We start from the raw sequence: 23018 nt of genomic DNA, 5'->3' as shown, positions 1-23018 counted from the left end.
GGTCTGAATCCATCGGATTTCGTCGATGACCCCCGCCGCCATTGCCCTCAACCGATTCGGGCTCGGCGCCCGGCCCGATGAAGCGCTGCCGTCCGCGCCTCGGCGCTGGCTGCTCGACCAGTTCGATCGCTACCAGGCACAGCCCGCCGCGTGGCAGGGCCGGCGCGGCGCGGAACTGCTGCTGGCGGACTACCAGGCCGAGCAACGCAAGGTGCGCGACGCCTCCGAGGCCGACAAGCAGGCCGCACGCCAGACGCTGCGCCGCGACGCGCGCGAGGACTACGTCGCGGCGGTCAACGCCCGGCTGGCCAGCGCGCTCGACACGCCCGCGGCTTTCGTCGAACGGCTGGTGCATTTCTGGGCCAATCATTTCGCCATCTCTGTCGAGAAACCCCTGGTGCTCGACCTGGCCGGGGCGTATGAAACAGAGGCGATCCGCCCCCATGTGCTGGGCCGCTTCGACGACCTGCTGCTGGCCGCGGTGCGCCATCCGGCCATGCTGGTCTACCTCGACCAGGCGCAATCGGTCGGGCCGAACAGCGTGGCCGCGCGTCGCGTGGCTGAACGCAACCCGCAGCTCCAGCGTGGCCTGAACGAAAACCTGGCGCGCGAGATCCTCGAACTGCACACCCTGGGCGTACGCAGCGGCTACACGCAGGCCGAGGTGACCGAGTTCGCGCGGGCGCTCACCGGCTGGAGCCTGGCGGGGCCGGCGGGCGCGGGGCAGGGTGGGCAGGGTGCAACCCAGCCCATGGGCACGGCCGGCGATGCACCCACCGGCGGCTTCCAGTTCCGCCCGGCACTGCATGAACCCGGCCCGCGCACCCTGCTGGGCCGCCGCTATCCCGAGGGCGGCGAGGCACAGGGGGTGGCGATCCTTCGAGACCTTGCCGTCTCGCCCGCGACCGCCCGCCATGTCGCGACCAAGCTCGCCCGCCATTTCGTCGCCGACGAACCTCCGCCCGCGCTGGTCGACCGGCTTGCCGCGACCTTCCAGCGCAGCGGTGGCGACCTGCCGAGCGTCTATCGCACGCTGATCGAATCGCCCGAAAGCTGGCTCGCCGGCCAGGGCAAGTTCAAGACGCCATGGGACTGGACGGTGTCGTCCCTGCGTGCACTGGGACGCCACGAACTGAAGAACGCCGAAGGCGCGCAATTGCTCAACCAGTTGGGCCAGCCGGTCTGGCGCCCCGGCTCTCCGGCGGGCTACGACGACATTGCGGCCAGTTGGGCCGCGCCTGACGCACTGGTGCGCCGCGTCGAACTGGCGCAGCGCCTCGCCTTGTTGGCCGGCAACAGCATCGACCCGCGCGCGCTCGCGCCGCGCCTGCTGCCGGGGGACGCGCTGAGCGACGCCAGCGCCCAGGCCATCGCCCGGGCCGAAAGCGCAAGCACCGGGCTGGCGCTGCTGCTCGTGTGCCCCGAATTCCTGCGGAGATGAGCGTCATGACCGATCGCCGATACCCTCGCCGCGACTTCTTGCGCATGGCGGCCAGCGGCGCCGCGCTGACCTTCGTCGCACCCCACCTCGCGTTGGCCAAGGCTGCGGCCGAACGCCGCTTCGTCTTCGTCATCCAGCGTGGCGCGGCCGACGGACTCGACACCTTGTTGCCCTATGCCGACCCAGGCTACGCACGCCTTCGCGGCGCCATGGCGCTGGACCCCGGCACGGCCATCCACCTCGACGGCAGCTTCGCGCTGCACCCTGCGCTGGTCGAAATCGCCAGGTTGCATGCCGCCAGGGAGGCCCTGTTTGTGCACGCCGTCGCGTCGCCCTACCGCGACCGTTCGCATTTCGACGGCCAGAACGTGCTGGAAACCGGGGGCGTGACGCCCTACCAACTCAAGGACGGCTGGCTCAATCGCCTGGTCGGCCTGCTGCCGCGTGCCGACAAGGAGGCCATCGCGTTCTCCGCGACCGTGCCGGTGGCCTTGCGCGGCCCGGCGGAAGTGGCCTCGTACGCACCCTCCGCATTGCCGCAAGCCACCGACGACCTGATGCTGCGCGTGACGCAGCTCTACCAGAACGATGCGCAGTTGCACGCGCTCTGGACCTCGGCCATGGACACGCGCGACATCGCGATGGGCGGGGAGGGTGGCGCTGTGCGACCGCGCCAGGATGGCGCCAGCATCGGCAAGCTCGCGGCCGGCTTCCTGGCGCGCCCGGACGGCCCGCGCATCGCCATGATCGAGACCGGCGGCTGGGACACCCACAGCGCGCAGAACGCCCGATTGGCGGCCCAGTTGCGCAACCTCGACGCCATGATCGCCGCATTGCGCGATGGCATGGGCGGCGGGTGGTCCGACACCGTGGTGCTGGTCGCCACCGAGTTCGGCCGCACCGCGGCGGCCAATGGCACCAATGGCACCGATCACGGCACGGGCGCCGTGGCCATGCTGCTCGGCGGTGCGGTGCAAGGCGGCTGCGTGCTGGCCGACTGGCCAGGGCTCGCAAGCGGCCAACTGCTTGAAAACCGCGACCTCCGGCCGACGACGGCCCTCGATGCCCTCATTGCGCAAGCGTCCGGCGAGTGCTTCGGGATCGATCCGCAACGGCTCGGGCGCAGCCTGTTCCCGAAGGGCGGCGCGGGGCCTGGCGCCGCCGGGTACGCGCTGCCTCGCCTGATCCGCTGAGCACACTCGCTGCGCTGCAACGCCTTCCTCGATGCGCTTCCAGCCGGCGCGCTATTGGCCAGCGGAACTGCACCCGGGGGCATCGCCGGACAGGGGTCGTCGGTCCTCGCCTACGCCACCATGCCGCGCGTGGCACAAAGCTTGCGGCCACCCGGCCCATCACCGTTTTGTACTTTGTACTGGGAGAGACATGGCCAGCTTGATCCTCACCATCGAAGGTCAACCCTTCCGAACCGTGCGGCTGCTGGAAGGCGAGACCTTGGTCGGACGCGATCCCGAATGCAACCTCGTGCTGGAGCGCGCGGCTGTGAGCAAGCATCACGCCGTGATCGTGTGCCGGGGCGACGGCGCCGCGCTTTTGCGCGACCTCGAAAGCAGGAACGGCACGCTGGTGAACGGAAAGGCGACGTCGGTCACGCCGCTCACGAGTGGCGACATCATCAAGATCGCCGATGTCGAGATGGAGTACGTTCCCAGGGTCCTGCCCGATGCGGAAGAGCTGCCTCAACCCCCGCGCGAGGAGGACACGGCGGCCGGCGCGACAACGGGGCCCGGTGAGTTGCACCCGCTCGTGCGAACGCAGCCTCGCATCGGCGGCCCCGGTGGCGCCACGTGGGCGGGCGATGCGGTTGCCTTCACCATCGCCGCCAGGGGGCGTGATATCCAGGCGTTCATATCGGCGGACGCGCTCCTGGTGCACTTCGACGTGCTGGTGTACGGCCCGGATGGTCCGACGCGCGCCGTCGAAGCCTACGAAGAGAACTATGTCGCGATCAATGTCGTGGCCTGGAAGATCTTCGACGAGACCGGCCGCGAGCCGATCCGGATCCGGAACTCTGATTTCGAGGCCTGATCGGCTTCTTATTTCTTCGTCTCGGGGTGATGCTTCGACTGGCTGTGCATGGACTTCGGCGCCGGGGTCGCGGAGGTCATGGCGGGCTTGCCGGATTGGTAATCCATTTGGGCAGCATTCATGCGGTCCTCGCGTGAAGTTTCAGTGGTCGGCTGGGCCGCCAATGCAGCGCCGGAAATGGCGATCAGGCCGCTGAAGAAAAGGCCGCGTAGTGCAAGCATTTTTCACTCCTTCGGAGCCGGTCAGGCCGGCGTCAATGGCACGGTGAAAGAAACAGACGATCGCGGCCGCTTCTTCGACCACAGGGCTTCGGAAACTCGCAAACGCGCGCCTGCCGAGACTTCAGACGAACGCCGGGGCGCCCAAGTTCCCGCGGAGGAGAGAATCGCCCCATGCAACCCGCCCCTTTCCCGCTGCCGCGCGTCACCCGGCGCCTGATGGCTGCGCTGGCGGCCGCAGTCCTGTCGAGTTGCGCTTCAGCACCGTCGTCATCCCCTGCGACGCCGGACATGCGCCCTGCGCCAACCCTGAAGTCACCTGCTCTTGCCGGTGCCGACGAAGCGGCGCGACGACAGGCTTTCGCACGCTGGCTCGCGGACTTCCGGGGCACGGCCCGCGCCAGCGGCATCAGCGAAGCCACCTTGCGCTCCGCGCTGGACAACGCGCAATACCTGCCCGACATCCTCCCGCTCGACCGCGCGCAGCCCGAGTTCACACGCACGGTCTGGGACTACCTCGACAACGCCGTGTCGCCGCAGCGCATTGCCACGGGGCAGGAAAAGCTCCAGGAAGTCCGCCGGGAGGCCGATGCCGCGGCCGCGCGCTACGGCGTTCCGGCCAACGTCATCGTCGCGATCTGGGGCATGGAGAGCAACTACGGCAGCAACTATGGCAACACGCCGACCGTCGGTGCGCTGGCCACGCTGGGCTTCGACGGCCGCCGCGAGGAATGGGCCCGTGGCGAGTTGCTCGCGGCGCTGAAGATCATCGACAAGGGCGACATCGACAGCGCCCACATGATCGGTTCCTGGGCTGGCGCCATGGGCCAGACCCAGTTCATGCCGTCGAACTTCCTGGCCTACGCAGTGGACGCCGATGGCGACGGCCGGCGCGACATCTGGGGCAGCATGGCCGACGTGACCGCCTCGACCGCCAACTTCCTCGCGCGCTCGGGCTGGCAGGCGGGCAAGCCCTGGGGTACCGAGGTGCAGTTGCCCGCCGGATTCGACTTCGGGCGTGCAGATCCCAGCGCGCGGCAACCGGCGGCGCAGTGGGCTGCCGAAGGCGTGCGGTCCACTGACGGGCAGCCGCTGCCGGAGCTGCAGGACAGCTCGATCCTGCTGCCGGCCGGCGCGCGCGGGCCGGCCTTCCTCATTGGCGCCAACTTCCGCGCCATCCTGCGCTACAACAACTCGACGAGCTACGCGCTGGCGGTCGGGTTGCTGTCCCAGCGCCTGGCCGGCGGCCCCGGGGTGCAATCGCCCTGGCCGCGCGACCTGAGGGCCCTCACGCGCAGCGAAATGACCGAACTGCAGACGGCCCTCAACCAGCGCGGCTTCGCCAGCGGCACGCCCGACGGCGTGATGGGACCGGCGACGCGCGCCGGGCTGCGCGACTACCAGCGCAGTGTCGGGTTGCCGGCGGACGGGTATCCGACCGCGGCGGTGCTGCAGCGGCTGCGAGAGCCACGGTAAACCGGCCGGCCAGACTCCTCGCTACAACCTGCGCACCTCCACGCGCTGTCGCGACCAGTAGGGCCCGTCGAGCCGGTCCATTCGCACGTCGCCGCCGCTGGATGGCGCGTGCACGAATCGCCCGCCGCCCACGTAAATCCCCGCATGCGTCGGCCTGCTGCCACCGAACAGCACCAGGTCACCCGCGCGAAGCTCTCCGATCGTCGCGGGTTGCCCGAAGCCCGCGAGCTGTGCCACCGTGCGCGGCGGCGCGGCGCCCATCCGCGCCCGGTACACGTAGCCGATGAGTCCGCTGCAATCGAAGCCGCCTTCCGGCGTGTTGCCGCCATAGCGGTACGGCACACCGACGAGGCCGAGCGCATGGATCGCGATGTCCTCAGCCTGCTCCGGCGAAAGCGTCGAGTAGCCGGCCGGCGCCGAGGGCGGCGCCGCCGGGGGGCGATTGGCGCAGCCGGCCGCGAGGAGCAGGGCGCACGGCAGGAGGAGACGAAGGAACCGCTTCATGGGGCATGCGATCGAAGGCTGACGGTGCCCGCAACCTTAGCCGGATTCCCCCCGCGCCCCAACCCCTGCGGACCATGGGATGAGCCGAGGAGATTCTGGTGCACCCGCTGACGCTACCGGCCGTGCAAGCAGCTGTCCAATACCCGATCGAGCGGTCCATGAACAGCGTGTTCCTGCGCTGACAGAGGCAGTTCACGTTCAAGCACAATTGCGCCATGACGCGCCACGCCGGCGGAACCCAATGTGGACCCGAACCAATGCAATCAGTACGCGATGCAGCGACCTTTTCCGGACTTCTCTCGCAAGAGGGCGGCCTTGCTGCCGCGCTCGCCTACCTGAATGAAGGCGTCGCGCATCGCTTCACGGCCATTTATCGCTTCGAGGGGGAGCTGCTTCGCAACGTCGCCCTGCATGACAAGCTCGACCAGGTGCGGCCGGATTTCCTGCTGGTCGTGCCGTTCAAGCACAGCTTCTGCCAGTTCGTGCTGCGCGACCAGGCATTCCGTACCGAGGACTCGCGGCTGGACAAGCGACTGGATGGCCATCCGTACCAGGGCGTGGTGATTTCCTACCACAGCGTTCCCTTGACCAACGAAGAGGGCGCGTTGTGGGGCACCATGAGCCATTTCGACATGGTCGGCCACGCACTGCCCGACGAGGAATTCGAACTGCTCCAGCAGGCGGCGCAGATCCTGCGAGGCCATCTGCAGAAGCTGGACCCCTGAAACCGCGGCCCCGAACGGATGGGGTTTTGTCACTTGGCCCTCGTGCAGGTCAGGTCGGCCGCGGCCCTGACTTGGGCGCTTCCTGAGCTTCAGTGCTCTCGCGACCGTCCGATGACGGCGGGTGGCTCCGCCTCGACAGCTTCCCGGTCGATCAGTTCCCGCAGCGACTCGTCGAGCACCGGAACCCTCCCGCTTTTCAGTCGGACTTCCACCGAATCCACGACGGACAGGAGGAGCGAGTCAGGCAATCGGCGTCCGTTGAGGTAGCTTCCGACGAGTGCCTGCGCTGCAAACAGAGAGAGGGCCATATGGCTTGCATCGTAGTTCGATGTTTGTTGCGCCGCAGCATACTGTGCGCTTTCCGTCGGCGCTTTAGAGGAATACACCCATTTCCACCTCGCGAAGCGCTCCGGCAACTCCTACACCCGCGAATGCTGCGCTGCACCATGCGCGCATGGCATCATTCGAATTTCCGGCTCCGTCCTGCTGGCTAGGACTGCGCTCGCCCAACCTGATTTCTTGTTTTCGGTCAACCGATTGGCCGACTTGGAACAATCAATGAACAATCCGCAAACCCCATCGTCCGATGGCGCCAAGCCCTCGCTGTTGCGCCGCATCCCCCTCGCGTTCGGCGCCTTGTTCGGCTTGCTGGCCGACGCCGACCTGGCGGCACGGTATGTCGCTCTGCGCGATGGCACTCCACCGGCTCCCGCGCCAGTCCAACCCCCGCCGGCCCCCGTCATGCCGCCCCCGCCGCCGCCCGTGTTGAAGGAGGCCGGCCCCGAAGCGGCACTGCAACTGCTGGCCCTCTTGCAGCGGGAAGCTCGGCTGATCGACTTCGTCGGCGAGGACATCGGCGCCTATGGGGACGCCGACGTCGGCGCCGCAGCCCGCGTGGTGCATGAAGGTTGCGCCAAGGTGCTGCGCGAGCACTTCAGCATCGTGCCCGTGCGCGACGAGGCCGAAGGCGCCCGCGTCACCTTGCCGGCCGGTTTCGACGCCGCGTCGGTGCGCCTCACCGGCAACGTGGTCGGCCAGCCGCCCTTTGCCGGCAACCTGACCCACCGCGGCTGGCGCGTCACCGATGTGCGCCTGCCCAAGACCGCCGAGCAGCACGATGCGCGCGTGGTCGCGCCGGCGGAGGTGGAGTTGTGAGCGCTCCGCGATTTGCCATCGGCATCGACCTGGGCACCACGCACAGCGCATTGGCCTGGGTCGACATCGCCGGCAGCGACGGCGAGGCCACGGTGCATGGCACGCTGCCCATCCCGCAGCTCACCGCGCCCGGCTCCGTCGAGTCGATGCCGATGCTGCCCTCGTTCCTGTACCTGCCGCATGCCGACGAAATGCCGGCCGGCGCCTTGGCGCTTCCGTGGGCAGCCGACGGCCAGCAAGCCGTCGGGGAAATGGCGCGCAGCCGTGGCGCGACGACGCCGATCCGGCTGGTGTCCAGCGCCAAGAGCTGGCTCTGCCATCCGGGCGTCGACCGTCGCGCCGCGATCCTGCCGCACGACGCACCGGCCGAGGTGGCGCGGGTGTCTCCGTTGGAGGCCTCGACGCACTACCTTGAACACGTGCGCAACGCATGGAACCACGCGCACCCCGAGGCGCCCTTCGACGAGCAGGACGTGACGGTGACCATCCCCGCCTCGTTCGACCCCGCCGCACGCGAGCTGACGGTCGAAGCCGCGAAGACGGCCGGGTGCAAGGCGCTCACGCTGCTCGAGGAGCCGCAATCCGCGCTGTACAGCTGGATCGAGGCCAGCGGCGGCCATTGGCGCAAGCAGGTGCAACCGGGCGACGTCATCCTGGTCATCGACGTGGGCGGCGGCACCAGCGACTTCTCGCTGATCGCCGTGCTGGAACGCGAGGGCAACCTCGAGTTGCGGCGGGTCGCGGTCGGTGAACACATCCTGCTGGGCGGCGACAACATGGACCTGACGCTGGCGCACGTCGTGGCGCGCAAGCTCGCTGCCGCGGGCACCACGCTGGATGCGTGGCAGATGCGCGCGCTGACCTACGCCTGCCGCGGCGCCAAGGAAAAGCTGCTCGGCGCGGCCGGCGACGCGGCCCAGCCCATCGTCGTGCCCAGCCGCGGCAGCAAGCTCATCGGCGGTTCGATCCGCACCGAGCTGACGGCCGAAGAAGTGGCCTCGACGATCGTCGAGGGCTTCTTCCCGCGGGTCGACGCTTCGGCGCGGCCGGTGACCCGCGTGCGCGCCGGCCTGGCGCAACTGGGCCTGCCGTATGCGCAGGACGCCGCCGTCACGCGGCACCTGGCGGCATTCCTCGGGCGGCAACTGGGCGCGCTGGCCGAATTGGAAGGCTTCGGCGACCCGCAGGGCGCGGGTGGCGCGAGCTTCCTCCATCCGACGGCGGTGTTGTTCAACGGGGGCGTGTTCAAGTCGCCGCTGCTGGCCGATCGCATGCTGGCCACCGTCAACGGCTGGCTCGCGGCCGAGGGCGCGGCGCCTGCCCGGCTGCTGGAGGGCGCCGACCTCGACCTTGCCGTGGCACGTGGCGCCGCGTACTACGGCTATGTGCGGCACGGGCGCGGCGTGCGCATCCGCGGCGGCACGGCTTTCGCGTACTACCTGGGCGTCGAATCGTCGATGCCCGCCGTGCCGGGAATGGAGCCGCCGGTGGAGGCGCTGTGCGTGGCGCCGTTCGGCATGGAGGAGGGCACCGAGGCCGAACTGCCCGCGCTGGAGTTGGGCCTGGTCGTCGGCGAGCCGGTGCACTTCCGTTTCTTCGCATCGTCGGTGCGGCGGCAGGATGCGGTCGGCACATTGCTCGACAGCTGGGCGACCGGGGAATTGCAGGAACTCGACCAGCTCTCCGCCTCGCTGCCACCCGAGGGCCGGCAACCGGGCGAGGTGGTGCCGGTCCGGCTGCAGGCCCGCGTGACGGAAGCCGGCACGCTGGAACTGGATGCGGTGCCGCGCAGCGGTGGCGAACGCTGGAAGATCGAGTTCGACGTGCGTGGCGAGCGACAGGAGGCGTAGGGCTGTGTCTCCTGCGGCGCTTGAACTCGTACAGCGTTGCCGGGCCGACCTCGATGGGCGCTTGGCCGAGGACGCATGACCGCTGCCTGGACCGTCGGCATCGACCTCGGCACGACGCACTCCGTCGTCGCCTATGCCCCGACGCAGGGCGGTGTAGCGGATGACGACATCCGCCTCTTCGACATCGAGCAATTGGTTGCGCCGGGGGAGGTGGCGGCGCGGCCGCTGCTGCCGTCGATGCGCTACCACCCGGCGCCCGGCGAATTGGCGCCGGGCGAACTGACGCTGCCTTGGTCGGCGCCCAGCAACGATGCAGGCGTGGTGATCGGCGCCCTGGCGCGCCGGCTCGGGGCGCAGGTGCCGGGGCGGATCGTGACCAGCGCCAAGAGCTGGCTGTCGCATGCGGCGGTCGACCGGATGGCGCCGATCCTGCCTTGGGGCGCGGCGGCGGAAGTACCGAAGGTCTCGCCGGTGGAGGCCAGCGCGAGCTACCTGGCGCACTTGCGCGCGGCCTGGAACCATTGCTTTCCGCAAGCCCTGCTCGAACACCAGGAACTGGTGCTGACGGTCCCCGCCTCCTTCGACGATGCGGCACGCGCATTCACCCTGGCCGCGGCAACTGACGCGGGCCTGCCCCGGTTGCGCCTGCTCGAGGAACCGCAGGCAGCGTTGTACGACTGGCTCTTTCGCCACCGCCTTTCGCTGGCCGATGAACTGGCGGATGCGCGGCTGGTGCTGGTGTGCGATGTCGGCGGCGGCACCACCGACCTGAGCCTGGTGCGCGTCGAACGCGAGGCCAGCGGCGAGCCACGCTTCGAACGCATCGCGGTCGGGAGCCACCTGATGCTCGGCGGCGACAACATGGACCTGGCGCTCGCGCACCTGGCCGAATCCCGGCTGCAGGCAGCGGCAGGGGAGCGCCCCGCACGCCTGTCGGCCGGACAGTTCGCGCAACTGGTCGAACGCTGCCGCGCCGCCAAGGAGCGGCTGCTGGCTGCCGACGCGCCGGACAGCGCGCAGGTCACGCTGCTCGGCTCCGGCGCGCGCCTGATCGGCGGCGCGCGTACGGTGACGCTGGGCCGCGAGGAGGTCGAGCGGCTGGTGCTCGATGGTTTCTTCCCGCAGGTGCCGACCGGCGAACTGCCGCGGCGCGAGCGAGCGAGCGGGCTGGTCGCATTCGGCCTGCCGTATGCCAGCGATCCGGCCGTGACGCGCCACATCGCCGGCTTCCTGCAGCAACACGCGGCGGCTGGCTGGCCCGATGCGCTGCTGCTCAATGGCGGGGTGTTCCGTGCCGACGCCATCGCCGCGCGCCTGCAAGCCACGCTGGGCGACTGGCGCGGTGCGGCATTGCGCAGCCTGCACAACGCCGATCCGGATGTCGCGGTGGCGCGCGGTGCGGTCGCTTTCGCGCTGGCGCGGCGGGGCCTGGCGCCGAAGATCGGCGGCGGCTCGGCGCGCAGCTATTTCCTGCCGCTCGACGATGGCCAGGGTCGCGCCGTCTGCGTGTTGCCGCAGGGCAGCGAGGAGGGCCGGGAGATCCGGCTGGAAGGGCGGAGCTTCGAATTGCGTGTCGGTGAGCCGGTGCAGTTCCGGCTCGTATCGACGACGGGCGGATCCGGCGGGCGGCCCGCGCCGCTGGCCGGCGAACTGGTCGACCTCGACGGGCAGGACGTGCAATCGCTGCCGCCCGTCGCCACCATCGTGCGCGGAGGCAACGCCGGCGCTCGACGCGGCATCCCGGTGCAGTTGGCCGCGACCTTGACGGAGCTTGGCACGCTGCAGATGCACTGCATCGCCGCCGACGATCCGGCCCAGCGCTGGAAGCTGGAATTCCGCTTGCGCGAGGACGATCCGGCGCAGCCCCCGGGCGCGGCGGCCGGACTGCCCCCGCGCTTCGAGGAAGCGGTGGAGTGCATCGAGCGCGTCTTCGGCGCGCGCGACCGCGCGGTGGGCCCCAAGGCCGTCAAGCAGTTGCGCACGCAGCTCGAGGGCCTGCTCGGCAGCCGCGAGCGCTGGCCGACCAGCCTGCTGCGCCCGCTGTTCGACGTGCTGATGCAGCGCGCCCGAGGCCGCCATCGCACTGCCGACCATGAACGCCTGTGGCTCAGCCTGGCGGGCTGGTGCCTGCGGCCAGGGTTCGGCGCGCCGCTGGATGACTGGCGCATCGGGCAGTTGTGGCCGCTCTTTGAACTCGGGGTGCAGCACGGTCGCGATCGACAGGTCAACACGGAATGGTGGACCCTGTGGCGGCGCGTGGCTGGCGGGCTGGACGAATCGGCCCAGCAGCGACTGCTTCAGGATTTCGCGATCAACCTGCGGGGTGCGGAAGCGGGCATCGAGGAACGGCCCCCGCGTCTGGTGCAGGGCGGCTGGGACGACATGGTGCGCATGGGGGCGTCGCTGGAACACATCCCGGTGGAGCACAAGGTGGAGATCGGCGACTGGCTGGTCGAGCGACTGCAGCAGTCGGCGGCCACGGCTGGCGGTGCGCAAATCGATGTAGCTTTGCCATCCCGGCTTGATCCTCCTCGGGGGCCGGGTCGGGTACAGCCAGGCCCTGGGGGCTCATCCTCCCGCGACGCCTGGACGCTGTGGGCCATCGGCCGCATCGGCGCGCGCGCGCCGCTGTACGGCAGTGCGCATGGCGTGGTGCCGGTGGCCACGGCCGTCGCCTGGCTCGACGCATTGCTCGCGCTGGACTGGAAGCGTGTCGACGGCGCCGCTGCCGCGGCAGCGAATCTGGCCCGCGCGAGCGGCGACCGCGCGCGCGACCTGCCGTTCGATGTGCGCGAGAAAGTCATGGCCCGGCTGAAGATCCATCGTGCGCCGCAGGCCTGGATCGACCGCGTGCGCGAGGTGGTGGCCCTGGACGAAGCCGGCGAGCGCGGCGTGTTCGGCGAGGCGCTGCCGCCCGGGTTGAAGCTGATCAGCTGAGCGGCCCCAAGGCCGGAGCCACGCCCGGCGTGCTCCCCGCGGGCGATCGAGTCGATATGGCGAGGCCACATCGACTCAAGAGAGTCAGTTGGACTCGTCGACCGCCGGCGACGTCTTCACACCATGGACAACGAGGGCGATGGCTGCGCCGAGGACGAGCAGGAGGATCAACATGCAAGGACTTCAGAAGGGGAGATGAGCTCATTCTCGGGAAAACCCTGATTCGGCGTCGGGGCGGGGCGAGATGACCTTACGGATGGCTGGTTCGCGCCTGCTGTGGCGAAGCACGCAAGCACTGTGACGCGATGCCACGCCCGCCACGTGTGAGGTGTTCAACCTTGTAGCAATGCAACGGGAAAACCCGCGCGGCCACCGCGTCAAATCGCTCCGCAAGGCCGCAATCGGCGGTGTCGGCGCATGGCATGGCCCTTGCCCCCTGGAACGCGGAGGGCACGCTTCTTCGAGCGTGTCCGAGACCCACGTTCCACCCCGAGGAGACACCATGCAACTGAAGCTCTTGACCGCGCTCATATCCATCGGCCTGGCCGCCGCCGGCGCCCACGCGCAGGTCACCGACAAGATGATCCAGTCCGAGGCCACGGCCACCGGCAACATCCTGACCTGGGGTATCAACACCCAGGGCCAGCGCTATTCGCCGCTGAAGCAGGTCACCTCGGCCAATGCGGGCAAGCTGTTGCCGGTGTGGGCCTTCTCCTTCGGTGGCGAGAAGCAGCGCGGCCAGGAGTCGCAGCCGGTGATCATGAACGGCAAGATGTTCGTCACCGCGTCGTACTCGCGCATCTTTGCGCTCGACGCGACCACCGGCAAGAAGCTCTGGAAGTACGAGCACCGCCTGCCGGAAGGCATCATGCCCTGCTGCGACGTGGTCAACCGCGGCGCCGCGCTCTACGACAACCTCGTGATCTTCGCGACGCTCGATGCGCAACTGGTGGCGCTCGACCAGGCCACGGGCGACGTGGTGTGGAAGGAAAAGATCGACGATTACGCAGCCGGCTACTCGGCCACCGCCGCGCCGATCATTGCCAATGGCGTGATGCTCACCGGCGTGTCGGGCGGCGAGTTCGGCGTGGTCGGCCGCGTCGAGGCGCGCGACCCCAAGACCGGCAAGCTGCTGTGGATGCGCCCGACCGTCGAAGGCCACATGGGCTACACCTACGACAAGGATGGGAACAAGAAGGAGAACGGCATCTCCGGCACGGTGAACAAGAGCTGGCCCGGCGACCTCTGGAAGACCGGCGGCGCCGCCACCTGGCTCGGCGGCACCTACGACGCGAAGACCGGCCTGGCCTATTTCGGCACCGGCAACCCGGCGCCGTGGAACAGCCATCTGCGCCAGGGCGACAACCTCTATTCGTGCTCGACCGTGGCCATCGACGTGAAGACCGGCCAGATCAAGTGGAGCTACCAGGGCACGCCCAACGACAGTTGGGACTTCGACGGCGTCAACGAGTTCGTCACCTTCGACATGGACGGCAAGCGCGTCGGCGGCAAGGCCGACCGCAACGGCTTCTTCTACGTCAACGACGCCAGCACCGGCCAGCTCCTCAACGCCTTCCCGTTCGTCAAGAAGATCACCTGGGCCAGCGGCATCGACCTGAAGACCGGTCGCCCCAACTTCATTCCCGAGAACCGGCCCGGTGATCCGACAGCGGGCGCCGATGGCAAGAAGGGAAGTTCCGTGTTCGCCGCGCCGGGCTTCCTCGGCGGCAAGAACCAGATGCCGATGGCCTACAGCCCCGACACGAAGATGTTCTACGTGCCCTCCAACGAGTGGGGCATGGACATCTGGAACGAGCCGGTCGCCTACAAGAAAGGTGCGGCCTACCTGGGGGCGGGCTTCACGATCAGGCCGCTCAACGAGGACTACATCGGCTCGCTGCGCGCCATCGACCCGAAGACCGGCAAGATGGCTTGGGAAGTGAAGAACAGCGCGCCGCTCTGGGGCGGCGTGCTGACCACCGGCGGCAACCTCGTGTTCTGGGGCACGCCGGAGGGCTACCTGAAGGCGGCGGACGCCAAGACCGGCAAGGTGGTCTGGGAGTTCCAGACCGGCTCCGGCGTCGTCGCGCCGCCCATCACCTGGATGCAGGGCGGCGAGCAGTACGTGAGCGTGGTGTCGGGCTGGGGCGGCGCGGTGCCGCTGTGGGGCGGCGAGGTGGCCAAGAAGGTCAACCTGCTGGAGCAGGGCGGCATGGTGTGGGTCTTCAAGATCCCGGGTGCGGGGAGTGGCACGTCGCGCACGGCGCAGGCCGGCGGCGCTGCCAAGGTCGCATCCAACTGAGGCCGGCACGATGAAGCAGATCAACGACGAAGGCGTGGCCGCCGGGGTCACGCGGAGGGCTTTCGCCAGTCGCATGGCGGGAGGCGTTGGCATCGTGGCCTTGGTGCCGGTGACCGCATGGGCTGCACCGCATGCCGAGGAAGCGGACGAGACCTCGATCGCGCTGGGCTACAAGCACGACACGAAGAACGTCGACCAGAAAAAGTACCCGAAGCATGCCGCGACGCAACGCTGCGTGAACTGCGCGATGTGGCAGGGTGCCGCGGCCGACCCATGGGCCGGCTGCGCCATGTTCGGCCGCAAGCAGATCGCGGCGGAAGGCTGGTGCATGGCATGGGCACCCAAGCCAGGCTCGGCCTGACGCTGAGACGCCGGGCTGGCGCACCACCCGAGCCCTTGTGGCTCGAGTGGCTGGCGCTGGCCGGCGTGCTGGGTTTCGCGACCTGGCTGCTCGGCGCGCGCGGCGTCTGGGCACTGCTGCTCAACTCGGACCCGACCGGCATCACGCTGGTCATCGTGATCGTGTTCGCGGCCTCGACGCTGTGGTGCGGGGCGCGGGCTCGCGTCTTGCAGGTGCAGCGCGATGCGTTCGGCGCCGCTCGGACCGAGCCGGGATGGGCTGCCGACTACTGGGCCGCGCTGTCGCAGGACAAGGCCAACGCCGACACCGCGCTCGACCTGCTGATGGAGCACACGCACGGGCCCCATGGCACCGCCTGGTGGGTCAACGCCGTGCAGCTCAAGCTGGGACTGCTCGGCAAGGTGATCGGCTTCTCGATCCTTGCGCTCGACATCGGCCACATGCAGGGCTTCGATGCGGGGCAGTCACAGGACCTGTTGCGCAGCCTGACGACCGGGTTGGGCGTGGCGTTGCTGACGACGATGGTCGGGCTGGTGGGGAACATCCTGCTGGGGCTGCAGTTGACGCGGCTGGACCGGTATGCGGACCAGTTGGTGGCCGATATCCAGCGTGTCGGGTTGGCGCGCTGGCAGGGGCAATTGGGGGAGCCGCCGTGAACCAGCTTTGGCGCTGGCCATATTCACCCCCGACAGCCGATCGTGTGGACTGTGCGCGGGCTCACGCCGACGGCGTACTCCCCTCCGCGAATGTCCCCCGCCGTCAGTCTTCGACTGCCGACTCCTCCTTTATTTCGCTGCGGGGAGCACACCATCGACGTGATCCAGACACACCGTGGTCGCGCACCAGCCTGCACGACCCAGCGTGTCCAGGGCTGAGGGTGCCGGGTGTTCCCCGCAGCGAAATAAAGGAGGAGCCCGAAGGGCGGGGGACATTCGCGGAGGGGAATACCCGGTGGCCTCGGCCCTCGCCCTGGACCGAGTCCGAGTCCGAGTCCGAGTCCGTGTTCGAGCCTCAGGCGCCCCGCAGCGCAACGGAACGCTGAACATGCGCCGCCGCCACGTCCGCCGCGAGCCCGAGGTCGACCCTTTCTACGACATGTTGTTCAACATGCTGATCGCCTTCGTCTTCTGCTTCATCGTCGCGCTGCTGGCCATGAACCCGAAGGCGCTCAAGGCCGGTGACGTGCGCTCGAAGGCTGAATACCTCATCACCGTCGACTGGCCGGACCGCAATCCGAACGACATCGACACCTGGGTGCAGGACCCGTCCGGCAACCTCGTCTGGTTCCGCCAGCGCGAGGCCGGCCTGATGTACCTCGACCGCGACGACCGCGGCGATGCCAACGCCTCGACCCTCGTCGACGGCCATCGCATCGTCAGCCCCTTCCGCGAGGAGGTGGTGACCATCCGCGGCATCGTGCCGGGCGAGTTCACCGTCAACGTCCAGTACTACCAGTCGCGCGACGGGCGGCCGGTCGAAGTCACGGTGGCCGTCACCAGGGTCAACCCCCGCGCCGAGATCGTGTTCAACGGCAAGGTCACGCTGGCACGCCCGGGCGACGAGGCAACGGCCGCGCGCTTCACCATCCTGGCCGACGGCAGCGTCGCCAACATCAACACATTGCCGAAGAAGCTGGTGCAGCGACTATGACCTTGAGCCTTGTGCTGAGCTTCACGGCGTTGGTGCTGCTGGCGATGATGTCGCTGCTGTGGTCGCGCTGGCCCGCGTGGCTCAAGGGCCTGCTGGTGGTCAGCGTGACCTGCTTCTACTTCTATGCCGACGACGTGGTGCACCGCATGTGGGGCTGGCCGAGTCCGGACGCGATGCCCGAGCGCTTCATGCTGCTCGCTGCCGTGATCGACGAGCCGACGAGCAAGCGCGCGGGCGGTCTCTACGTGTGGGTCAATGCGATCGAGGATGGGAAGCCGGCCGCGCAGCCGCGCGCCTATCGGCTGCCCTACAGCAAGGACCTGCACTCGCTGTTGAACGACGGCATGAAGAAAGTGCGAGAAGGCGTGACGCAGCTTGGCACGACCGAGCCCAAGGTGCGCAAGGAAGGGCTCGCCTGGCTGCGGCCCGGCAATGATGAGACTGCGATCAAACTGCGCGACATGCCGGTGCCGCAGTTGCCGGAGAAGTGATGCGCGCTGGCCTCGTCGTGATACTTGCCTTCATCGCCGGCTGCCACTCCGGCGGCCCGTCGAACTCATACTTTCCGCTGGAAGGCGGCCATCGCTGGACCTACCGCGTCACCACGCAGGGCGAGGACGGCATCACCGAGCGCGAGACCCTCGTCTTGCGCACGCTCGGTTCTTCGTCGGACGAAGGGCTCGAAGGCGGCCCGGCCTGGCGCCGCCGCAGCGACAGCGGCGTCGACTACTGGCTGCGCGCCGACGACACCGGCATCTACCGCGTGGCCAGCAAGAGCGATCTCGACGATTCACCGATGCCCGACAAGCCCCGGCGCTTCGTGCTGCGCGCGCCATTCACCACGGGCACGCAGTGGCAGGCCAGCACCACGGCCTACCTGCTGATGCGGCGCAATGATTTCCCGCGCGAGATTCGCCATGAGCATCCCAGCATCCCGATGAGCTACCAGATCGAGGCGGAGGACGAAGCGGTCGAGGTGCCCGCCGGGCACTACGAGCATTGCCTGCGCGTCAAGGGCACCGCCATGCTGCGCCTCTATGCCGACGCGGTGCGCGGGTGGCGCGACATGCCGCTCACCAGCACCGAGTGGTACTGCCGCGGCGTGGGCCTCGTGCGCGTGCAGCGCGAGGAGCCGGCCGAGCGCCTGGCCTATGTCACCGGCGGCACGCGCACGCTGGAGCTGGAGTCATGGCAATGACCTCGGCAAAGGTCGCGATCACGTCCCCGCCTTGGCCTGCTTGCTCCGGTACTTCGCGATCTCGCCCTTCAGGTCGGTGTACTGCTCGCAGGGCAGGAAGCAGAGCGAATCGAGCGTCTTCAGTTCCTGTTCGGCGCGCGCCAGGTCACCCATCTGCAGGTAGGCCTCGCCGAGGTACTCATGAGCGTCCCGGTGCTTCGGATTGATCTTCAGCGCCTTGGCGTATTCATTCAGCGATGCATCCATGTTGCCGAGCAGCCGGTGCGCATGGCCGAGTTCGTTCCAGGCGTCGGCGTTGTTGGGGTCGCGGGCGGTGTAGGCGGTCATGGAGATCACGACCTGCTGCCAGTCGTTCTTGTGGACCGCGGCCATGCCGGCGCGGAAGTCGGGGTCGGGGTTGGTCGTCTCGGCGCCGCCGCCGCCAGCGCCGCCGCCACTGCCGCCACCACTGCCACCCCCCGCGGCCATGGCGCTCAGGCTGAGGACCAGCGACATGCCTGAAATGAACACGACAACTGCTGTGCGTCTCATGATGAATTTCTCCTTTGCATCGAGGACTTGACGTCAATGCGGCCGTAAATTGAGGTTTCCGCCGCCGCCATAGCCACCACCGCCACCGCAGGCAAGCAGCGCCAGTGCACTGGCACAAGCGAACCCACACAAGGTCGGGCGATAGGCCGTCACTGCGATTCCTTTCGGTCGGGCCTCGGTGAATTCCGCGCCCGGGACTAAAGGTTCACTGCGAGTTCAAAACGCGAGGGACGCGCTCAGTACGAGTGCGCTGCTTGCCGCGCGGCGATAGCCGATGGGATGGATCGGGGCACGCCCGCCGGCGACCCATTCAAGCCGTACTTCCCACGCATCGCGTCCCACCGCCAGGCCCAGGCTTCCATCCAGCGTCGTCCGCTCGCCGGCAGCCGGAACGCCTCCGACTTGCACCAGCGCGCCGGCGTGAGCCGTCGCGCGTGTCATCTGCGAGAGGGGCAGCCCGACATTGAACTCGGTGTAGACGGTGCGCGCACCGCTGCCGAAATAGTCCGGCGCGTAGTGCACCCGCAGGTTCCATCGTTCGCCGGTCAGGCCCGCAAAAGCCTCGCCGTAGTCGTAGCGCGTGTCGGCCGTGTAGTGGACGGCGATCACACCCGCTTCCCAGCCGAGGCGGTCCGTCAGCCGGCCCACGAAGCCGCCGTAGCCAAGCATTTGCAACTGCCGCTCATCCTGGCCCAGCGACACGCTCGTCAGCGACGCGCCGCCGAACCATCCGCTCGGCGCATCGAAGCCGACGCTCAGGCGCACCGCGGGTTGTCCGTCGCTCAGGGACACGCCGCGGTAGCGATCGTCGGAAAGGAAGGCGATGTTCCAGCCGACCTGCGCGAACGCGGCGCCACAGGCGAGGACGAGCGGGGGAACGAGCGCGACACGCAGACCCGTGGCCGGCATGTCACGGGCGATCGTTGGGAGGATTCGAGGAACGCGTCACGGTGCGGACGCAGGCAGCATTGCCGGCGACGCGAGCCAGTGTGGCACAGGCGTCGACGGCTCCGCCAGGGAAAAGGGCGATGCTGGCGATGGAAGCCGGTGCAGCCTGCGCCGGCAAGCGCTCCCGCATCAAGGCGACCAGCCCGGTGACGTGGGCTGCCGCATAGGACGCGCCCGAGACCAGGTTCCAGCGGCCATCGGGCAAGGTCGTGAGCACGTCGCGACCCGGTGCCAGCAAGGCGCCTTCCAGCGCCGGCTGGCCGTCGTCGTCGGCCACCGCGACGACACCGGCATGCGAGGCGGGAAACCCGCCATTCGCCCGATGCCTGTCGACGGCGCCGACCACGCTGATGCGGCGCGACAGCGCCACGTTCAGCAGCTCGTCGAGCAGGCGATCGGGCGGCCCGCTGAGGCTCAGGTTGATGACGTCCGCGTTGTGTGCAATCGCGAAATGCAGGGCCATGGCAAGGCTCAGGCTGGTGCAGGCCGTGGACTGCGGGTTCTCCTGCCAACATGCGCGCAGTGCCAGCAGGCGCGCATTCGGCGCCACGCCCACGATGCCGACGCCATTGCCCGCGCGCGCTGCGATGATGCCGGCCACCGCCGTCCCGTGGTCCTCCGGGAGATCCCCGCGGCCATCGACGAAGTTCTCCTCCAATGCCACCTGGCCTTCCAGGTCCGGATGGTGCTTGTCGACGCGGCTGTCGACCACGGCCACCCGGACGTTGCGGCCCGTGGCCGTTTCATGCAGATCCAGCAGGTGCCAGGCTTGTGCCGAGGGCTGCAGCGTATACAACGGATCGCCACCGCCGTTGGCTCGGTAGACATTCATGGGCTGGGCCCACGCCACGCGGGCATCGCGTGACAGCGCTTGCGCCACGCGTTCGGGCAGTTCGCCGTCCGGCACGGTCATCACGAAACAATCCACGCCCAGAAGTGGCATGACCCAGTCGGTGACCAGAGTCAGTCCATGTTCGCGAGCCAGCGCCATGGCCACGCGCCGCCTTGCGCCGGTGGCGGGGCCGTCGCCATAGCCGCCTGAATAGGCGGTCTCGGGCCGAAAATGCTCCGGTGGCAAGCGCAGCAACAGCAGGACCTGCTGGCCGGCCACAGCCGATGCCGCAACCGGATCGCCGGCCGGGTCGCCCTCCGCCGCGAGGGCATGCGGCTGCACCAACGCGAGCAACAGCAGCCAGGCCAGCCACAGCCGCTTCACGGCACCGCCCGACCGTCGAGCGACTCGACGAGCAGCACCGAGCGTTCTTCTCGCAGTTGCTTCACCGCAGCCGATTCGAGGTCCGCGGGCACGCTCAGCAACCAGGCGTCGGTGGCCGTCGGCCCGTAGACCAGGCGGGCCTTGCTGTCGCGCAGCACGCGCCGCATATCCTGCTCGGTCGCGTCCGGGCGGAATCGCACGATCAGGCGACCGGCGCCGTCTTGCGCCGATGGCAAGGCAGCGTCGCCGAGTGCCCGGAATTGCGGCGCAGGAGGCAGCGACAGGAGCAGCGCGCCGCCCAGTACCGCAATCAACACGAATTGCCCGGCCAATGCCCGGCGTGTCCAGGCCGGATTGGCGCGCCAGTGATCCTTCAGGCGCGCGACAAAGTCGCGGCGTTGGCGGTGCGGGTCGGCAACGCGGGCCATGCGCTCGCGCAGTTGCGCAAGGTCGTGCTCGACATTGCCCTGCACTTCCTCGATACCGGCGCACTCCGCCTGGAGCTGCCGCTCCCAGGCCAGTTCGGCCTGGCAGCGCGGGCATTCGGCAATGTGCGTCTCGACGCGGGCGCGCTCCTCCTGATCGAGGCTTTGCCCGACATACCAGGGCAGCAGGGCCTGCACCTGCTGGTGCACGTCGCCGCCGAGATGGACCACGCGCCCACTCACAGCCAGTCCTCCATCGTGCCGGGCAGCATGGCCTTCAGGCGGCGCCTTGCGTGGAACATGCGCGTCTTCACGGTGTCGACGGGGCAGCCGACGATCTCGCCGATCTCGCGGTAGTCGATGCCGTGGAAGTAGGTGAGCTGGACCACCGCACGTTGTTCCACCGACAGATGGTCCAGTGCCTTTGCCAGGTGTGCGCGCAGTTGCGATTGAGAGGCGCGGTACTCGGGCCCGGCTTCCTGCGGTGCGGGATGCGCGTCATCGGGCGCGTCGGGCACGGGTTCGTCCAACCGGCTCAGTGCCTTGATGGCGTTGCGATAGGCGATCGCGAAGATCCAGGTCGATACCTTGCACTGGCCGTTGTAGGTACCGGCCCGGTTCCAGACGACCATCATCGTGTCGTTGAGCAGTTCGCCGACGAGCGATGGCCGCCGAGTCATGCGGTCCAGGAACCGGGTGAGTCGCGGATGGTAGGCCCGGTACAGCGCTTCGAACGCCGGCAACTCGCCGCCCGCTGTCCGGCTGACCAACCCGGCCTCGACGCGCTCGGCCGACACCGCTCCCGCATCCGGTGTCCGGAAGGCGTGGCGCGGCGGGCTCGGCATGGGCGGCTCGTCAAGTGAGGTGGTCAGAAACTCTACTCCTGTGTATCGCTGCAGGGTTCATTCCGGGAAACCGGCGATCGGTTCAATCGTCGCGAGAAAAATCTGCGGGGTGCGACGCGAATCGCCCAACACTGCGCAGCCCCCCCGGGCCGGCCCGCGCTACCAGAAGCTGTCGTCCTCGCGTTCCCGCACGACGCGGACACGGTGCATCGCGATCGTGCGGATCAGTTCCTCCGGCAAGGCCTGCTTGTACGGAACCTGGAGCATGTTCTTCGTGGTCTTGTGCTTCCCGAGTTCCACGCGGAACGGCGCCAGGCCGGCTTCCGTCGGGGTGAAGTCCAGATGCGCCTTGTGTGCGGAGAAAGCGAACAGGAAGCGCGGCTCGACGAAGAAGGGCGTGCCCCACTTGATCGCTTCCGTCGCGTGCGGGGCGGCCTCCTTGAGGATCGCGTAGAGGCGGTGCAGATGCGGCTGGCCCTCGGGTGGCGCACGCTCGATGTATTCGGCGATGGTGGTCGGGCGCGGGTGGCTTGCCATGCCTTCAACTGTACGGCCGCGACCATCGGCATGAACACGCGCGTAGGGCACCGGCTCCTGCTTGATGTCGAACGTGAAGCGACTTGCGGTCGATTCGTCGTGCAGAAGGGGCGTTTCGTCGCTCCGCTCGCTCATTCATCGCTTCGCGCTGTCGCGACGGGCATCTTGCAACTACCGTCGTTTCAATCGGCATCGACGGCAAAAGAGACCGACGAATCTCGAGATTGCGGTGGGATCGCGCTACTCATTCCGGGTGATGCGCCATGTACGGATGCGGGGCCATAGTCCGCGCGAAAGGGAGTCGAAAGCGAACGGACGCAAGTGCGCGCGGCGTTGCCGCGATGGAGTCGAGCAAATGATCAGCTTCGGAATCATCTGCGCAGGAGCGAGTGGGATCCGCCTACATGGTGGAACTCGCGGGCCATTGACCCAAGGGCACGTCGCAGGGAGGTCCCATGGAGTGTCTGTCAAGACTTGAGCGGCAAGCGCCGCCGTGCTGGGCATCGAGGGCCCGGTGGATCGCACTGGCCGCGGCACTGCTCGGCATGCCCTGGGCCACGGCGCAAACCCCGCGTCCCGCTGCCACGCGCGATGCCGAGGCCATCGCCGCCCAGCAGGAAAAAGCCCGCCTCGCCGACACCGACACCATCCTT

The 23018-nt window shown here is 68.6% G+C and carries 23 protein-coding genes; 14 read left to right on the top strand and 9 right to left on the bottom strand.

The genetic code is table 11. The features are described from left to right. Nucleotides 1–25: 25 nt before the first annotated feature. The 3 genes from HCU76_RS03395 (at nt 26) to HCU76_RS03385 (ending at nt 3487) form a co-directional block, all read left to right on the top strand. Nucleotides 26–1441, top strand: a complete 1416-nt coding sequence (locus HCU76_RS03395; RefSeq protein WP_213956607.1) for a DUF1800 family protein — start codon at nt 26–28, stop codon at nt 1439–1441. After that, nucleotides 1438–2634, top strand: coding sequence for a DUF1501 domain-containing protein (locus HCU76_RS03390; protein ID WP_213956608.1), 1197 nt, complete (start codon nt 1438–1440; stop codon nt 2632–2634). The genes HCU76_RS03395 and HCU76_RS03390 overlap by 4 nt, the downstream gene beginning before the upstream one ends. Before the next feature lie 199 nt (nt 2635–2833). Then, on the top strand, nt 2834–3487 hold the full coding sequence (locus HCU76_RS03385; protein ID WP_213956609.1) for an FHA domain-containing protein: 654 nt from the start codon (nt 2834–2836) through the stop codon (nt 3485–3487). Nucleotides 3488–3495: 8 nt separating this feature from the next. On the opposite strand, the gene HCU76_RS03380 is transcribed toward HCU76_RS03385, so the two are convergent. Continuing rightward, complete coding sequence (locus HCU76_RS03380; RefSeq protein WP_213956610.1) at nt 3496–3708, bottom strand: hypothetical protein; 213 nt, start codon at nt 3706–3708, stop codon at nt 3496–3498. A 171-nt stretch (nt 3709–3879) separates the two neighbouring features. On the opposite strand from HCU76_RS03380, the gene HCU76_RS03375 reads away from it, so the two are divergent. After that, the gene (locus tag HCU76_RS03375) at nt 3880–5181 is read left to right on the top strand and encodes a lytic murein transglycosylase (protein ID WP_213956611.1); all 1302 of its coding nucleotides are present in this window, start codon (nt 3880–3882) and stop codon (nt 5179–5181) included. Between the two features lie 21 nt (nt 5182–5202). Here the strand turns inward: HCU76_RS03375 and HCU76_RS03370 are convergent, their stop codons facing one another. Next, entirely contained in the window at nt 5203–5685 is a 483-nt protein-coding gene (locus tag HCU76_RS03370) for a C40 family peptidase (protein WP_213956612.1), read from the bottom strand. Nucleotides 5686–5942: 257 nt separating this feature from the next. Here HCU76_RS03370 and HCU76_RS03365 point away from each other — a divergent pair, with 257 nt between their 5' ends. After that, nucleotides 5943–6410 (top strand): GAF domain-containing protein, encoded by a 468-nt coding sequence (locus HCU76_RS03365; RefSeq protein ID WP_213956613.1) that lies wholly within the window; start codon nt 5943–5945, stop codon nt 6408–6410. An 89-nt stretch (nt 6411–6499) separates the two neighbouring features. On the opposite strand, the gene HCU76_RS03360 is transcribed toward HCU76_RS03365, so the two are convergent. Beyond that, nucleotides 6500–6718, bottom strand: a complete 219-nt coding sequence (locus tag HCU76_RS03360) for a hypothetical protein (protein ID WP_213956614.1) — start codon at nt 6716–6718, stop codon at nt 6500–6502. A gap of 250 nt (nt 6719–6968) precedes the next feature. Here HCU76_RS03360 and HCU76_RS03355 point away from each other — a divergent pair, with 250 nt between their 5' ends. From HCU76_RS03355 to HCU76_RS03315, 9 genes are all read left to right on the top strand, one after another. After that, nucleotides 6969–7565 (top strand): DUF2760 domain-containing protein, encoded by a 597-nt coding sequence (locus tag HCU76_RS03355; RefSeq protein ID WP_213956615.1) that lies wholly within the window; start codon nt 6969–6971, stop codon nt 7563–7565. Further along, on the top strand, nt 7562–9415 hold the full coding sequence (locus tag HCU76_RS03350) for an Hsp70 family protein (protein WP_213956616.1): 1854 nt from the start codon (nt 7562–7564) through the stop codon (nt 9413–9415). Before HCU76_RS03355 ends, HCU76_RS03350 begins: the two co-directional genes overlap by 4 nt. 75 nt (nt 9416–9490) lie before the next feature. Continuing rightward, nucleotides 9491–12352 carry an Hsp70 family protein gene (locus tag HCU76_RS03345; protein ID WP_218508491.1) on the top strand — a complete coding sequence of 954 codons (2862 nt, stop codon included), beginning with the start codon at nt 9491–9493 and terminating at the stop codon, nt 12350–12352. Nucleotides 12353–12854: 502 nt separating this feature from the next. Further along, a complete protein-coding gene (locus tag HCU76_RS03340; protein ID WP_218508490.1) occupies nt 12855–14654 on the top strand; it encodes a PQQ-dependent methanol/ethanol family dehydrogenase in 1800 nt (599 codons plus the stop codon). A gap of 10 nt (nt 14655–14664) precedes the next feature. Beyond that, a complete protein-coding gene (locus tag HCU76_RS03335; RefSeq protein WP_218508489.1) occupies nt 14665–15015 on the top strand; it encodes a high-potential iron-sulfur protein in 351 nt (116 codons plus the stop codon). Further along, a complete protein-coding gene (locus tag HCU76_RS03330; protein WP_218508488.1) occupies nt 14988–15671 on the top strand; it encodes a MotA/TolQ/ExbB proton channel family protein in 684 nt (227 codons plus the stop codon). Before HCU76_RS03335 ends, HCU76_RS03330 begins: the two co-directional genes overlap by 28 nt. A gap of 388 nt (nt 15672–16059) precedes the next feature. After that, the gene (locus HCU76_RS03325; RefSeq protein ID WP_218508487.1) at nt 16060–16665 is read left to right on the top strand and encodes a hypothetical protein; all 606 of its coding nucleotides are present in this window, start codon (nt 16060–16062) and stop codon (nt 16663–16665) included. After that, complete coding sequence (locus HCU76_RS03320; RefSeq protein WP_218508486.1) at nt 16662–17156, top strand: hypothetical protein; 495 nt, start codon at nt 16662–16664, stop codon at nt 17154–17156. Before HCU76_RS03325 ends, HCU76_RS03320 begins: the two co-directional genes overlap by 4 nt. Continuing rightward, complete coding sequence (locus HCU76_RS03315) at nt 17156–17863, top strand: hypothetical protein (RefSeq protein ID WP_256353973.1); 708 nt, start codon at nt 17156–17158, stop codon at nt 17861–17863. The genes HCU76_RS03320 and HCU76_RS03315 overlap by 1 nt, the downstream gene beginning before the upstream one ends. Nucleotides 17864–17881: 18 nt before the next feature. On the opposite strand, the gene HCU76_RS03310 is transcribed toward HCU76_RS03315, so the two are convergent. The 6 genes from HCU76_RS03310 to HCU76_RS03290 form a co-directional block, all read right to left on the bottom strand. Next, the gene (locus tag HCU76_RS03310; protein ID WP_218508485.1) at nt 17882–18394 is read right to left on the bottom strand and encodes a tetratricopeptide repeat protein; all 513 of its coding nucleotides are present in this window, start codon (nt 18392–18394) and stop codon (nt 17882–17884) included. Nucleotides 18395–18610: 216 nt separating this feature from the next. Further along, nucleotides 18611–19303, bottom strand: a complete 693-nt coding sequence (locus HCU76_RS03305) for a TorF family putative porin (RefSeq protein WP_213956624.1) — start codon at nt 19301–19303, stop codon at nt 18611–18613. A 1-nt stretch (nt 19304) separates the two neighbouring features. Further along, entirely contained in the window at nt 19305–20558 is a 1254-nt protein-coding gene (locus tag HCU76_RS03300) for a S8 family serine peptidase (RefSeq protein ID WP_345944702.1), read from the bottom strand. Beyond that, nucleotides 20555–21214 (bottom strand): zf-HC2 domain-containing protein, encoded by a 660-nt coding sequence (locus HCU76_RS36480; protein ID WP_371319755.1) that lies wholly within the window; start codon nt 21212–21214, stop codon nt 20555–20557. The genes HCU76_RS03300 and HCU76_RS36480 overlap by 4 nt, the downstream gene beginning before the upstream one ends. 8 nt (nt 21215–21222) lie before the next feature. Then, nucleotides 21223–21828, bottom strand: a complete 606-nt coding sequence (locus tag HCU76_RS03295) for an RNA polymerase sigma factor (RefSeq protein ID WP_213956626.1) — start codon at nt 21826–21828, stop codon at nt 21223–21225. A 159-nt stretch (nt 21829–21987) separates the two neighbouring features. Continuing rightward, nucleotides 21988–22500: an iron chaperone gene (locus tag HCU76_RS03290; protein WP_213956627.1), complete on the bottom strand. Its 513-nt coding sequence runs from the start codon at nt 22498–22500 to the stop codon at nt 21988–21990. Nucleotides 22501–23018: the final 518 nt, after the last annotated feature.

The organism is Variovorax sp. dw_308, assembly GCF_019207085.1.
GTDB lineage: Bacteria > Pseudomonadota > Gammaproteobacteria > Burkholderiales > Burkholderiaceae_C > Variovorax.
This window is presented reverse-complemented; position numbering and strand designations above follow the sequence as displayed.